Origin of the sequence: Enterococcus wangshanyuanii (genome assembly GCF_002197645.1) — a bacterium.
Lineage (GTDB): Bacteria > Bacillota > Bacilli > Lactobacillales > Enterococcaceae > Enterococcus_L > Enterococcus_L wangshanyuanii.
On the sequence record NZ_CP021876.1, the window covers coordinates 49,971 to 64,352 of the forward strand.

Below are 14,382 nucleotides of genomic sequence, written 5' to 3' on the forward strand. Positions count from 1 at the left end.
AATGATTCTAATTGACGATCAAGAAGTAAAAAATGATGTGATACCAAAAAATGACAGTAAAAAAAGCAAGGAAACGAAACGTAAAAAGAAAAAAACACGAATACCGAAAGTGAAAGGAAAGTCTATTTTAGACTTTCTTTCTTTTCGCCGCATTATTTCAGAAGACTGTATCGCAACAACTTATGGTGTGACCGATTACTTTGAAATGGAACAAGTATCAGTGAAAAATGGTACTAAAGAAGACCGATCCGCAGCGATTGAAGAATTTTGGGACTATCTACGAATTATGACTTATGATCATAAGTTTATTTGTACCAGTAATGCGACAGATATGACAGAAAATATTGAAAATGCGAAACGTCGGTTTGCGTTAACAGAAGAAATCGATACCCCTTATATTAAAGAAGAAAAGGCCTATGCGTTACAACAGCTTGAATATATCAATAATAATTACATGACTGATGAAGTCTATTTGCAGGTATTTGCGGACGATGAAAAAGAATTGAAAGAAATTCAAGGGACTGTTTTATCAGCAAGAGGTACGTTTTTTAGAATGAAACGAATTAGTATGGCGAGAAAAGTGAAGTTGCTTCATTCACTTCATAATATGGGCGACACGAGTTTTCCAGGTGTACCTTACACTGGAAATGACAGAGAAGGCCGGCCGGAAGAAGCACAACGAGTTGTCGATAGAAAAGGCTATGATCCAATCTTTATCAGTCAAATTCAACCAATGGGCAACCTCAATGTAAAAGATCCTCAAGTTTTACAAACAAATACTGGATTTATTAAGACGTTACATGTGACAGACTATAAACGAAAAGGGAATCCAGCATTTTACGGAGACAATGTGTTTAAGTTCAGGAATACTACCTCAACTATCGATGTAAAAAATATCGATAAAACCGATGAAGAATTTACACGTTCTCTTAACCGCTCTTTAGGAGAATATGAAGATCGTGTGTATTCCAGTAAAGATAAAATCAGTCGCAAAAATGCTCAAAATGAGTACCAGGAACTAGATAAAACGGTTGATACTATTTTAGAGGATGATGAAGCAGTAGATTTACTACACGTGCGAATCTATTTGAACGAAGCAACAATGGAAGCTCTGAATGAAAAGGAAAAAGAAGTAAAAACTCGTCTAAAAAAATACGGTTTCCATGCGAACTGTTTCGTTGATGAAGCAGAAGTAGAATATCGTGCCTTGTTTGTATCGTATTCAGAGAATCAAAAACAACGAAAGCGCAAAGGGCAGGAAATCCGTGCTTTATCATTTGCAGGCAGTTACTTCTTTAATTCGGCTAAATTGATCGATATGAACGCCTTATATTCCGGATACACGTTATATGGCAACGGGTTAGTATTAATTAACCAATTCTTTAAAGACCGCTCTAGAAAGAGTTATGGCGGGTTTTATGTAGGGAATCAGGGCTTTGGTAAGTCTACAGAAATCAAAGCAACCGCGAAAAGTAATCGATTGTTAGGAAACAATACGTTTATGTTTATGGTTTCTAATGAATCTGAAACATTCGTAAAAGCTTCTGGCGGTCTACATTTTGATGCCAGGGAGCCACGAATCAATCCTATGCAGATTTATCCAACAGATGTTGATATTCCAACAAATACGATTAAAGATAGACAATCACTTGTCACGAACATTACAAAGATGAAAATTATATTGTCTATGGCTGCTAACCTAAACCGTAGCGCAACAAATTCAAGTCAGAAGTATCTCACACAATTCTATAACGAGTGGATAGAAAACAAGAAGTTATCCATTGATTCTATTACGAAATGTGATCCAGAACAATATCCTCTGTACAGTGATTTCAGAGAACGAATGAAGAAATTTTTAGTCAGTGAAACAGAAACAACAGAAAGGACACTCATTAAGGATATTATCAACGGATTGGATATCATGATTGATTCCTATGGCGATATTTTTAATTCTTATACCGCTTTTTCTCTGGAAGGGCAAAAACTAGTCGCATTCAATTTGGAAAGTTTGTTAAATATTCAGGATAGTGAAGTCTACAATGCGCAGTATTTTAACTTATACAACATGGTGTATTCGCATGCTGTCCGAATTGGCCAACAAGAGAAACATTTATATCTAACGAACCAGAAAAGCGCCCAGGATATCATATACACAGATATTGTTTCCGATGAATTCCATAATCCTATTCGTTCAGAAAACATTGAATTATTAAAACAAATGGACCGAAATAATCGTGAAGGACGAAAAATCTTTATTGGGCAGCACTATGCAGTTCATGATATCAATGATTGTTTTCCTGACACAGACGATAATGGAAAAATGGGTCCTATTTCTAAAGCAGTAATGAATCTGTATAAACTATCGACGTATCGTTACATTTTTAGGCAGGATTCTTCTTCCTTACCTAACTTAGAACGTGTTTTTGGTAAAGAAGTGAGTAAGTCTGATTTACAAGCCATTACTAAATTAGAAGAAGGGGAAGCCCACTTGAATATAAAAGGAACGCTGAATATCCCTTTCAAACGTGAGATCAGTAAAAGAGATAACCAGATATTTGAAGGGAGTATTTAGCATGAAAAAACGGCTGCGGAAAGTAAATTGGAAGAAACTTAAAGATCAATCGAAACGTGTTGTTTTGGGAAATCCAGATGAGAAGAGAGAAACGGGAAAAACAAAGTACCTGTTTCTCTTTGTTGTTGTGTTGTATATTGTATCGATGTTAATGACGTATGTCTTTTAGGTAGTTTTAAACAGGAATACAACGTGCAAACTAATTCTGATAGTTGATTAGGAGGTGTTTTTTTGAAGAAACATGTATTCACGGAGAAACAGTTAACGTATGCTCGACGAACAAATATGTTCGAGTATATGCTTTATCGTGGAGAATCATTTGATCAAATAAGTGGAAAAATGTGGCAACATGAACACCATGATTCGTTACGGGCCAATGATCAGACGGGAGTTGTTACCTGGTTTTCGCAATATGATGAAAAGAAACAAGATAAATTAAGTTCTTTTGATAACTCTATTGAATTTTCTATGCGGTTTTTCCAAGAACCGTATGAACAATCTGTACAACAGTTGCTTAACTTTCAAAGCGGTCAAAGTAAAGAGTTTACTTATGAACGAGCACCTAAAAAAAGAGAAAAAGAACCATTTTCTATGGATAATTGGGTGTTCGGTGATACAGGTAAATTATCACAAGCAAGTAGAGATTACTTACGGTCCCGTTTTATTTCTGATTATATGATCGATTGGTTTGAAAAAAATGATTATTTCAGCTCGGATTCTAAAAATAATATCTTGGTTAAGTGGTACGAATTTGTACCGGATGGGCACCAGACACCAGTTGGTGCCGACGTAATGGGTATTTATCGAAAACCTGTAGAAAGAAGAATTAACAAAAAAGATTTGACCGATGAAAAACTGGATAGAGCAACCTTTAAAGGAGTTTCCAATGGCAGTAAAACGTCAGGAGGCTTCTTTTTTGCTAGTTACACTACATTCAAAGAATCACCGAAGTTATTTGTTTACGAAGCACCATTAGAAGCTCTTTCATATGTAGAGTTGTATAAAGAGCAGCTGCCGAGTGATACTTTTTTTCATTCAATGGCAGGATTGAAATGGGAATCGGTTGAGGAGCGGATCAAAGAGATTCAAAACGCCTATCCAGAAGATAAGAAAGTAACCGTGATAATGTGTGTGAATAATGATGAAAAAGCAAAAGAATTTCTAAAAACGGTAAAAGAAATGCATGACGCAGCGCCAGAAGAGAAACAGACCTATGATCTAAAGGTACATTTACCCAAAATTGAGAATGGTGATTTCAATGAGCAATTAGAACTGAAGCTGACTGGTAAATTAGCCAGTCGTGAATTGAAGGAACAGGAAGCTATGCAAGCGAAAGTTATCCGTCAAAGATTGTTAACTGAAACGCAAATTCATACAGAAAAACAATCGAAACAGGTATCTGTCACATGAGGAATCTGAAAATAAAGCTGATTCTTATCGGAGCTGCCTGTTTTCTTTGTTTTGTCATGATTTCAGGTATTGTGTCGTCAATCACTGTCACAACAACGATGGAACCTGAAGAACGTTTTAGTGTTTCTGCTTCTGGTCTATCACCAGAAGTAGTAGCTTTAAAACCCGATTTTCTTGAAGCAATGAAAGAGGTCGGGATGCCGGAAAAATACATTGATCTTCTTCTAGCTATTTGTATGCAAGAAAGCGGTGGACGTGTTGAAGATGTGATGCAATCGAGTGAAAGTCTAGGGCACAGCTTACCAAATCAAATAGACAAAAAAACAAGTATAAAACAAGGTGTAAAAGTCCTTTGGAACAATATAAAAGCGATTGGTGAGAAAAAGGTAGAGGAAAGCGAAGAACGTCTTAAAACGGCTGTACAGGCGTATAATTACGGTGGCGGATTTATTTCGTTTATGAAGCCTCATGATCACAAATATAGTAAATCATTGGCGCAACAATTTTCTTCTATGCAGGCGGCGATTCAAGGTTGGGGTAGTTATGGTGATCCTGAGTATATCGATCATGTATGGCGTTACTTGAAAAAAGCGAATGGAAATGGTGCAGCCAATGTCACAGGTGATTTCAAAAAAATTCTCGATTCAATCTTGCCTTTTGATGGTCAACCCTATGTGTTCGGAGGGAAGAATCCGTCAATGGGTTTTGACTGTAGCGGGATTGTCTCCTGGGCATATGCACAACATGGGATTACCTTTCCTTCGTATACAGTGACACAATGGGAACAGTCAGTACCTGTAGAAAGGTCAGAAGCGAAAGCCGGTGATTTAATTTTCTTTAGAGGAACATATGGCGCTCCTGATTTTATTTCTCATATTGAATTTTATATCGATGAAACAACGATGTATGGCAGTAATAGTAGTGGTGTAGGGTATCATAATCATACTGATCCATATTGGCAAGAACACTTTGCAGGAATCCGTCGATTGGTGAAGTAAGGCTGTTTAATTCATATCGATAAATTGACAAAAGAGGGGAATCGGTGTATGCTACTAAGTGAATATAGTAGTAACAATTTGGACACCAAACCCCCTCACTCTCGGAAAGTGAGGGGGTTCTTTTTTGGCTTACGGTCGCTTTCATTTGTTCCGCTTATCAAGCCAAACTTTGAAGATCGCAAGGATTACTCCAACAATAAGCGGAGCAATCACCGTGGAATATAGTAATAACACTTTGAACACCTCCTCTCTACGAAAAATGTATCGCTAGAAAGGAAAGCGACCAGTATTCAGTGTAACAGATTCCTCTCAAAAAAACAGTAAGAAATCACGTTAACAGGTGATAAATTCCATTAAGAGGCAACAAAAAAAGCAAGTCACACAACTAAATATAGGAGGCAATCTATGAACAAAAAAAGCATTTTTTTGATAGGTTTGTCGCTCATGATTGGGGCATGTCTAGGAGTTATAGGCATGTCTCTTTTTTCACCTCGACAACCAATCTCAAAGGATGGAAAAATCGTTCAAATGACAACAGAATCAACGAGCTATTCAGAGAAAAATGACCAATCAGATGAGTTAGATAAGGTAGAAGGGAACACTGAAAACCAAAAAGAATTTGATGCATTATCTGCGTTAACTACCGAGTTTATCTCAGTGTTTTATAGGAACTCTTCCACACAAACCTTTGCAGAAAAAGAAAAAGAGCTACAGCCGTTTTTATCCGAAATTGGTAGAAAGAATTTGTTAAAGAACTACGACTATCAAGAAGGAACGGATATGGCGACGACGGCTCCAGTTACTGCAAAAACTTACGTGAATTTTGACTCTGTTACTGGTGAAGCAGTTGTTATGGCTTTTATGATCTATCAAACAAAGTATGAAGACAATCCACCTGTAAATGCACAAACAATCGTGCGAATCGCTTGTACCAAAAATGATGAAAATCAATGGCAAGTTGACGATTCAGAACTACGTTTATTGAATCAGCCAATGCCGAATAGCTACTACGCAATGTGAGGGGAATAACGAATGAAAGTAGGATCAGTTTTACTTAAAAAAATAGTAGAAAGCTTCTCCTCGATTGGAAAAAGAGGGGAGGCAATGTTGTATTATGTCATGCTTTTTTTGTCCATTTCGGGCCTTGTTTTTATTCTTTCCAGTCGCCAGATATTCGGGGATGATAGTCCAATTGTGGATGCAGGAACAGGGAAAAAAAGTACGCAGTCAGTTGGCTCTTCTGAAGTCACTGTAATTGAAAAACAGATGAATCCAAAGACACGATATGGTGAAGTTTTACTTCGTGTAGAACAGCCAGTTACACAAGTGGGTATAAAGTATGAAACGGTTGTGGGTGAGAATGCAACGAAGCAATTAGTGGCTTCAAAAATGACGAACGTTCATGATCAATATTACTTGATTCAACTCGAAAATATCCCTACAAAATGGAAACAATTGGTCGTCGATTTTGGATATACGTCGAAAGAAAAACCACAAATAAATATGAATTATTTAACGGATAATGTGGAAGATATTTTGAAAGACCGGAAAGAAAAAACAAAACAAGTTACGTTCATTTTTGATTATAGAAAAATGACTGAATCAACAGATGTTCAACCGAAAACAAAAGATCAATATATTATAAAAGTGACGTCATTAGAATTGAATAATGTCGAAAAATTAATGAAAAAAGCTGCAGAAAATCGTATTTCTTTTGAGAAGGAAATTCGGTTGTTGAATGAAAAAATGGACGAATTGGAACAACAAAAAGTCTATGAAACAAAAGAACAAATCAAGAAACTAGATCAAGAAATAAATCGCGTACAAGCGGAAATTGATTCCTATAAACAAGCGATTAGTGATATCGATAAACAAACAGATTCACTTGAAGAAAAGAAGCAAAAATTAATTGAGAGAAATAGAAAATCTACTTATGGAGTTGAAGAAAGTAAGTAGGGGTCGTTTGGGGCGAATCGATGGGGGTCGAGTTACACCCAACTAGGGGTCATATGGGGCGAAATTCGGGCGAATTTGGGGCGAATCTGGGGGTAGAATGGGGCGAATTGTCAAAAGATTTCCGGAACGGGTTTCCCTTGCACTGCAAGGGACGGGAGCTTGTCTCCCGACGAAACCCCTTATGCTCTTACAAAAAACAGGAACGAATAAGTGAGTGCTAAGAACAAATAAACGAAAATGAGGTGCCAAAGAGGTATGGCAAGGATAGAAGTGAGTTACGATACGCAGGAAGTGCCGAATAGATTAGCATTGATAGCAAGGAAAAAAGGATACAGAAGCAGAGAAGAATATCTAAGGGATGTATTGACGAAAATTGCCTATGAAGAATACGAATCAGAAGCGGCTGCCTTGTACCGTCAGTCATTGGAAAAAGTCGTTCAAGGGCTTCAAGGTGTGTATGACACGCTTCTATTGAATGCTGAGTTGGGCTTGTTGAAAATGCCAACAGAAAAAATGAATCAGGAGGGATCAATCGATGGCAAAAACAAAGCGTAACTATTACATGGAGGAAGACGTTCATGATACCATTTCACGATTGGCAGATGAGAAAAAGAAATCGAATGGTGATATGATCGCCGACCTAGTTGATCTATATGAGAAAGGCGAATTGCTTCGGACCAAAGTAGAAGCGGAGCAATTGTCGCTGTTGCGGTCGATGAAGAAAATCGTGTCCGAGCTTCATGTCAGCCAAGAGATTGAGTTGAATGTGCTGAATACTATTTGTGAGATCAACGGGTATGAAAATTTTGTTTCGTTAGAAGAACAAAAATCATTTGCACTTGCCGAGTCAGAGAAGTTTGTATCTGATCGAAACCACCGAAAAATCATTCAACAATTAGAGCAAGCAAAAGCGAACGGAACTAGTGAATGAGTAAGAAGACGGCAGGGCTAATTATGACTGGGGTGTTCGTTATGCCACATGCGGACACGTATGACGAATACATTGATTACATGGGCAGGTCTGAAGCTGTACGAAATGAAAATTTTAATAAGTTCAATGCGTTCGAAGATGTCGATGGTGTTAACGTGATTGATGGTGCAGGAGAAAGTCAATTTGAGCGATACACTGATTACATGTCTAATCCGGAAAAAACAAAGTCACTATTCAACCAGCGATACGATCGTATGCCAATTGAAGATGTGCAGTACACAAAAAAATATTTCATGGAAGGGCAAGATAATGGTTCACCTTTATGGCAACTTGTCTTTAGCTTTCGTAATGAGTGGTTAGAGGAACAAGGGTTGATGGATCGATCGAAACATGAAGTGAATGAAGCAAAGATTTATGATGCTACTCGTCTTGCTATGAAGCAGTTGATGGATAAAGCGGAACTCAATGCAGAATGGTTAGGCAGTATTCATTTCAACACGAAACATATTCACGTTCATGTTGGTATGGTCGAAAGAAATCCAAGTCGTGAATGGATCTACTACAAGGATGAAAAGAATCCTGAAAATACTGGTTGGCAGTTCAAAGGGAAATTGAAAATCAATCATATTAATTCTGCGAAAAGCAAGTTCGTCAATGAATTATTGAACATGCAGAATGAACTCATAAAGGTAGACGAGCAGATGAAGAACTTAACGACTACTGCAAAAGCAAACGTGCCAAAACTCAAAGAACAACTCTTTCGTCAATCAATCCATGAGTTACAGCTGAAGCTACCAGCGAACAAACGACGGTGGACTTATGGTTATGCCAAAGGACAAAAATTTAAGGCAGAGATTGATCGTGTAGTAACACTATACTTGAACACCTACGCGAAAGAAGAACTAGAATCATTTATTCAACGTGTCCAACCAATCAGTGCTACCTATGAAGAAGCATATGGGAATCCAAAAAATGAACCAACCTATCTAGAAAATAAATTGTATGGAAAAAATGGATTGTATCATACGTTGGGGAATATAGTTCTAAATGAATTGAAAGAACTTTCCCGTCAACAAAACAAACAACAGTCACAAGAACGTTTTACATTAGAGGATCTAAAACAGTTAGAAAAAGAAGAACAATGTGTTCGAAGTGATCTGCCAAGTCCAGAGGATTTGTTTGAAGCAGATGACGTTGATGAATACGAATACTACATGACAAATCTACTACAGGGGGAACCGCCCGAAGTGCAAGATGAATTTATCTCTGATGAACTTTATCAAGCATTGAATCAATACGAATCGTTGGTGCTGGAAGAACCCCTTATGAAAGGTGTGTTAGATAAATTGAAAGCAGATCTTCTTGCAAGAACACCAACCAATGAGGAGATCAGAGAGAAACTATTTGCACTTGATGAAGAAGAAAAACGTTCAATAGAAAAACGTGGTGTTGTTGTTCGTGAAGAGGGGCATGCGGAACCTGTTCAGTTGGTAAAAAATGAAACGATCAAAGGCTATCTTGCAATTCCTGGCTCTTCGGCTGACGTAGTGATTGTCGGTCAGGAAAAAAGCAACTCTGAATCAGCTAGGAAGGAACAAAAAGAAGAACATAATATTAATTCATTTTCTCGAAAAAATAGAGAAGGGATTCTGGAACAAAATCCTAACGCTACGTTTATTTATGGAGAAAATCAATGGCGCCTTGCAGGTAAAAATATCATTGAATCTGAACGATCACGTCCGATAATTATTTATGCTCCAGTATTTGAGGGAGAAGGGGAACAAAAACGATTGACTGGATTCAATCCTGTACCGATGTATGATGTTTCGCAAACGAAAAATGCAGAAAAGAAGACGTTTGTTTATAGCAATCAGGAAGGAGTTCAGATTGAAAAAAATCCATATGTTAGGGGAGGACAAGGTGGAGGTGGGTATTCAGATCCACATGCATTCGATCGTCAATTAAAACAAATGATGAATAAACTAGAAAACGCAACACAGAGATACTTGAATGAAAAAGCATTCAAAGAAATGGAATATCAACAAACTTTATCATAAGGAGGATAATCTTGTAATGTCTAGTGAGTTCTCAAAAAATAGAGAAGAATTAAAACCAAAATATTCGCATTGTGAAAGATGCGGAGAAGTCTTGAAGGAATTTGAAATCACTCAAAATTATTGTATAGATTGCTATGAAATTTTAGCGTAAGAATGGGAAGATCGACTGCTGGATAAGCACACTAGAAAATAAATTAGGATTGAAAAAAATTAAAAAAAGTTATCTATTTTCATTGACTTCCCTCACGATAGGGGTTACAATATAATTAACCCTTAGGAGAGGGAAAACAGTGAGGTGAATAGTTTGGAAAATGACAATCAAGTAAGTAATGTATGTATTTCAATTCTAGGTGAATACAAAGGAAACTTGGCAACGATTCAGAAAGAGACGATTCAATCATTCAAACGATTGACAAGTGATGTTGAGCGTTTAAAAGCACTGCATGATGATAATTACGATCTAGTAGGTGAACGATACAATACACTTCCACGTTTCAGTGAAGAAAGAATGCTTATCGATACTATGACATTATACTTAAGTTATTTGGATGATATGGTTGATGAGTTAAAAAAAGATGCACCTGATTTGCTCGAACAAATCAAGTGCACAGAACGTAACAAAAACCAGTGAGGGTTTTGCTACTGAATAAACTATACCAAATTATTCAGTAGCAAACAATAATGTTTGCTTCATGAAGTAGATAAGGAGCAATAAAAATGACAGGATTAGAAAAATTGGGTTTGATGACATGGTCGGAAGCAAGTGAACGTTGGGGATTCAACAAAACATATTTAAAAGACAAGAATAAATCAAAAGGATCAACTATTTTTCTTGAAAATACAACTTGTAAAGTTGGAAATGAAAAGGCAATTAATCTGATTACTCGTGAAGGTATGGAGTATATAACAGGTATGACGGAAGATGAAGCGAAAAAACGAAAGAAGGAAAAAGAGGATGAAAAAAAAGAATGAGGTCGCATTAACATATTCAAAAAGACCTGATAAACCTTTAGCAGTATATGATGAAGGTAACAAAGGAAAAGAGATTGCATGGATTTATATTGATGGTGAAATCCACTATATTGAAACAGTTTCGGAAGAAGTGGCAACTGCGGTAAAGGATCTTGCCAACCGATGGAAAAATACGGCGCTATTGGAATCATGGAAAAAGTTACACAATGAAGATTATTTTATAACAAGGTCTGATGGAAAAACGTATCTTAGTCGTTCGTTTTATGGATTGGAACCTGAAATTGGCACTCCAATAGAAGATGTTTATTCTTGGTTTGATAGTGAATTTACTGATGGTGGATTAGAAGGATTGTTGCATGTAATGGAAACAATGGAGCGTTATTCTCCACTTATGAAATTGATTTATTGCTAAGAAAGATGAAAGGAGCATTTACAATGACAGAAGCAAAAAATATTTATACAGTGGTGAGAACGAATGATGCAGGAGATGTTGGTGTTACAAATTTCGAGGACAAAAGAGAAGCTGTAATCCATTGCATAGATGGAATAAAGACAGAAGTTTTAGAATTATTTGATAGGGAAGAAGACTATGATTTTGGTATATCAGGTGATTCATTTTGGGTAGGAATTGAAGATAAGGGTACAACGGCTACATTAGATATTGTAACAAATCAAATAAATTAATTTTTTAAAAGGAGGTTTTCTTATGATAGTACCAGTAATAACCAATAGTGAGGTGAAAAATCAAGCATTGCGTAAAATGCTTGATGAAATGAACAAAAGTCATTCAGCCAACGAAGATATGATTCATAATTGGCTATGCAATCAAGATGACGACCAGTTGTTTTCAGGAATTGTAAAAGAAGGAAAATCGATAAATAAGGCATTTAAGTATTGTAGAAATCAAGCGCAAAAATTAAAAGAAGATAATTGCGCTATGGTTGATGATTCCACTGTCTTTGGATGGGTGAGAGACTATTTTCTTTTAGAAGAGGATCACAAAGCACAGGCTTCAGAAACCTCGAAAATTAGGAAAAAAAGTGAAGGAACAAAAAGTAATGTCAAGACAAATAAAAGCGAAGGGGTACAGATGGATCTGTTTGATTGCTTATGAAAAAATCAGAATGGTATATAGAAAATGCATTAAAACCAAGAAAAACTTTTTTCGATTGGTGTTACTCACAAATTCACACGTTTAAATGGTCGAATAAACAGCAAACGATTTTAGCTTCAGATAGAAAAAACTGTGAAGTAATCGAAAAGAGATTGACTAAACGAACGAACCTTACATTTTTTGATAAGTTCTATGCGTTCTGTGTGGTGTTAGTCACTGCTAAAAGAGTAGAAATACAAACGTATTGTTTTTGGTCGAATATAGAAAACGGGAAACAGAAAATCAAAATGGAATTATCTAATTTAGAACGTTTTTCTAATGATGAATATATTCAGATCGGCAAATGGTGGAATGAATATACTACTGGATTGACTCCTATATTACCTATGGGTGGTGCATACACTGGCGTTACTAATTATGAGGATGATTGGAAAGAAAGAATTCAAACAATTTCAGAACTCCGATATATTGATTTTAGCCAAGCACAATATTTTGACCGTCATGATATAGGACATGTTTATAAATACCGTAAAGAAATTGAGTTTCTTCAGAAAATAAAAGCTACAACTATTGCTAGTCAGCTTATGCGTGATCATGAAATAGACTATCGGGTATTTAATCAAAATTGGCTGAAAGCCAACAAGTCTATTTTGAAAAATTCGTCGTTGACCTTTGATGAATTTGAGTTAGAAAGGAGAATTCGCAATCGTAACGGAAAAGTTGTGCAGGGAATAGACCAATACCTTTCATATAAAGATATTAAGCATATTCCAAAAGGTGTCGGAATCGTGAAATTTCAAAATTGGGTAATAAAGAAGGCTATTGACTTCCAGTACTACCATGACTACATTACAATGTTATCTGATATCGGTAAAAAGGCAGACACACTGAAAACGATCATACCGGATGACTTACGTGAAGCGCATGATGAAGCATTAAAAGTCTATCTAATATTAGAGCCTGACATTAAGAAACGTAAAAAAGCATTGAAAGATGCCAAAGAGCGACGGAGATTAGAAAAAGAAGAAAGAGAGAATGAAATCCAATTCAAGAGACGATTACGACAGATCAGAAAATATGAAACGATTATTGATGGTTACGCATTTGTCGTTCCAAAAAAATTAGAAGACATTGTGAATGAAGGGAAGATGTTATCACATTGTGTGGGGAATAGTCGGTACTTATCCGAGCATAGAGACGGAGAAACTACAATCGTTTTTGTTAGGAAAGAACAAGAAAAAGAACGGCCATTATGTACCTTAGAATATAAGGATGGACAAATTGCGCAACTACAAGGATATAAAAATCAAGAAGAAAATGTCCCAGAAGGAGTGAAAAAGGCTTCAGATAAATGGTTAGAGTGGGTCAAACAAAAAAACTCGCCCAATAAAAATCGAGCAAGTCAAAGCAACAAAATAGCCTGACCGCTAAAATTGTTACTTATCAAAGTATACAAAGAAAAACCGTATTAGTAAATAATTTAAAAAAAGAAATAAGTATATGATGTTCTTCTAGCCGAAGGATCATGTACTTATTTCTTTTTTTAAAAAGTATTTTGAGCTGCTCGAACAGTTCAAAGGATTAGAACGTGCCAAAAACCAGTGAGGGTCTTGCTAAGCAACACGATAAGTCATTGATTAATAGAAAAAAGTAAAGACTGGACACGAACTGAAAATTATTTTAAAAGGAGGGGCGAAGAAAACAGTTGCAAAAATGAAAAGATTATGTGAAACTAACATATATAAAAGGATATGATAAGGTGAATCAAATGAGTGAAATTATTACTTTTTTTGAAAAATATTTTTGCTTATTTAATGTGGAATACTTTAAAGGAGCATTACCAGAAACAGTAATAACAGTACAAAGTACACCGAAAAGTTATGGTCACGCAAGTGTTCGCAAAATATGGATCAATGAATCAAGACAATATTATGAACTTAACATGAGCGCAGATCACCTTGATCGATTTGTTGGGAACGTTCTAGCAACACTTTTACATGAGATGGTTCATATTTACTGTAGAGAAAATCATATTTCAGAAGTTAGTAGGGAAGGAACTTATCACAACAAATATTTTAAAAAGGAGTGTGAGTCTAGAGATCTTGCGGTTGAAAAATTAGGACAATATGGGTGGGCTAAAACTGATCCTACTGAGTCATTTATTCAATTTCTTACAGAAAATGGCTTGCTTAATGAAATATCACTAGTCCGAAAGACCTCTACTCCACAGTTGACCAAAGAAAAAAAGAAACAAAGCAGTAGAAAGTATAGTTGTCCAGTCTGTACTAAAACTGTAAGAGCAACTTCAGTAGTAAATATTATTTGTGGAGATTGTTTTGAGACTTATACGTGTGAAATTGAAAGTTAACTTC

Annotated in this window: 17 protein-coding genes; 16 read left to right on the forward strand and 1 reads right to left on the reverse strand. The window is 36.2% G+C overall.

The genetic code is table 11. From position 1 onward, the window contains the following. Position 1 precedes the first annotated feature (1 nt). The 4 genes from CC204_RS19675 to CC204_RS19685 all read left to right on the forward strand — a co-directional run bounded on the left by CC204_RS19675 (position 2) and on the right by CC204_RS19685 (position 4,980). On the forward strand, positions 2–2,572 hold the full coding sequence (locus CC204_RS19675) for a conjugal transfer protein TraE (RefSeq protein WP_227011282.1): 2,571 nt from the start codon (positions 2–4) through the stop codon (positions 2,570–2,572). Between the two features lies 1 nt (position 2,573). Further along, entirely contained in the window at positions 2,574–2,741 is a 168-nt protein-coding gene (locus CC204_RS21425; protein ID WP_188634527.1) for a hypothetical protein, read from the forward strand. Positions 2,742–2,803: 62 nt separating this feature from the next. Next, positions 2,804–3,982: a toprim domain-containing protein gene (locus CC204_RS19680; RefSeq protein WP_088271833.1), complete on the forward strand. Its 1,179-nt coding sequence runs from the start codon at positions 2,804–2,806 to the stop codon at positions 3,980–3,982. Then, entirely contained in the window at positions 3,979–4,980 is a 1,002-nt protein-coding gene (locus CC204_RS19685) for a bifunctional lytic transglycosylase/C40 family peptidase (RefSeq protein ID WP_088271834.1), read from the forward strand. Before CC204_RS19680 ends, CC204_RS19685 begins: the two co-directional genes overlap by 4 nt. A 141-nt stretch (positions 4,981–5,121) precedes the next feature. Here CC204_RS19685 and CC204_RS21750 read toward each other — a convergent pair whose 3' ends face one another. Continuing rightward, positions 5,122–5,223 (reverse strand): type I toxin-antitoxin system Fst family toxin, encoded by a 102-nt coding sequence (locus CC204_RS21750; RefSeq protein ID WP_308422475.1) that lies wholly within the window; start codon positions 5,221–5,223, stop codon positions 5,122–5,124. A 231-nt stretch (positions 5,224–5,454) separates the two neighbouring features. On the opposite strand from CC204_RS21750, the gene CC204_RS19690 reads away from it, so the two are divergent. From CC204_RS19690 to CC204_RS19745, 12 genes are all read left to right on the forward strand, one after another. After that, entirely contained in the window at positions 5,455–6,000 is a 546-nt protein-coding gene (locus CC204_RS19690) for a hypothetical protein (protein ID WP_157894338.1), read from the forward strand. A 12-nt stretch (positions 6,001–6,012) separates the two neighbouring features. Further along, entirely contained in the window at positions 6,013–6,936 is a 924-nt protein-coding gene (locus tag CC204_RS19695) for a hypothetical protein (protein ID WP_088271836.1), read from the forward strand. Positions 6,937–7,191: 255 nt separating this feature from the next. Continuing rightward, positions 7,192–7,491 (forward strand): hypothetical protein, encoded by a 300-nt coding sequence (locus CC204_RS19700; protein WP_088271837.1) that lies wholly within the window; start codon positions 7,192–7,194, stop codon positions 7,489–7,491. After that, positions 7,472–7,867 (forward strand): hypothetical protein, encoded by a 396-nt coding sequence (locus CC204_RS19705; RefSeq protein ID WP_088271838.1) that lies wholly within the window; start codon positions 7,472–7,474, stop codon positions 7,865–7,867. The genes CC204_RS19700 and CC204_RS19705 overlap by 20 nt, the downstream gene beginning before the upstream one ends. Next, entirely contained in the window at positions 7,864–9,924 is a 2,061-nt protein-coding gene (mobP2, locus tag CC204_RS19710) for a MobP2 family relaxase (protein ID WP_088271839.1), read from the forward strand. Before CC204_RS19705 ends, mobP2 begins: the two co-directional genes overlap by 4 nt. Before the next feature lie 304 nt (positions 9,925–10,228). Next, positions 10,229–10,555, forward strand: a complete 327-nt coding sequence (locus CC204_RS19715; RefSeq protein WP_162288383.1) for a hypothetical protein — start codon at positions 10,229–10,231, stop codon at positions 10,553–10,555. An 86-nt stretch (positions 10,556–10,641) separates the two neighbouring features. After that, positions 10,642–10,896, forward strand: coding sequence for a helix-turn-helix domain-containing protein (locus CC204_RS19720; protein WP_088271841.1), 255 nt, complete (start codon positions 10,642–10,644; stop codon positions 10,894–10,896). After that, on the forward strand, positions 10,880–11,308 hold the full coding sequence (locus CC204_RS19725) for a hypothetical protein (RefSeq protein ID WP_088271842.1): 429 nt from the start codon (positions 10,880–10,882) through the stop codon (positions 11,306–11,308). The genes CC204_RS19720 and CC204_RS19725 overlap by 17 nt, the downstream gene beginning before the upstream one ends. A 23-nt stretch (positions 11,309–11,331) precedes the next feature. Continuing rightward, the gene (locus tag CC204_RS19730) at positions 11,332–11,580 is read left to right on the forward strand and encodes a hypothetical protein (RefSeq protein ID WP_088271843.1); all 249 of its coding nucleotides are present in this window, start codon (positions 11,332–11,334) and stop codon (positions 11,578–11,580) included. Between the two features lie 22 nt (positions 11,581–11,602). Continuing rightward, positions 11,603–12,010, forward strand: a complete 408-nt coding sequence (locus CC204_RS19735; RefSeq protein ID WP_088271844.1) for a Cas9 inhibitor AcrIIA9 family protein — start codon at positions 11,603–11,605, stop codon at positions 12,008–12,010. Then, positions 12,007–13,434, forward strand: coding sequence for a PcfJ domain-containing protein (locus CC204_RS19740; RefSeq protein WP_088271845.1), 1,428 nt, complete (start codon positions 12,007–12,009; stop codon positions 13,432–13,434). The genes CC204_RS19735 and CC204_RS19740 overlap by 4 nt, the downstream gene beginning before the upstream one ends. Before the next feature lie 344 nt (positions 13,435–13,778). Next, the gene (locus tag CC204_RS19745) at positions 13,779–14,378 is read left to right on the forward strand and encodes a SprT-like domain-containing protein (RefSeq protein ID WP_088271846.1); all 600 of its coding nucleotides are present in this window, start codon (positions 13,779–13,781) and stop codon (positions 14,376–14,378) included. Positions 14,379–14,382 lie beyond the last annotated feature (4 nt).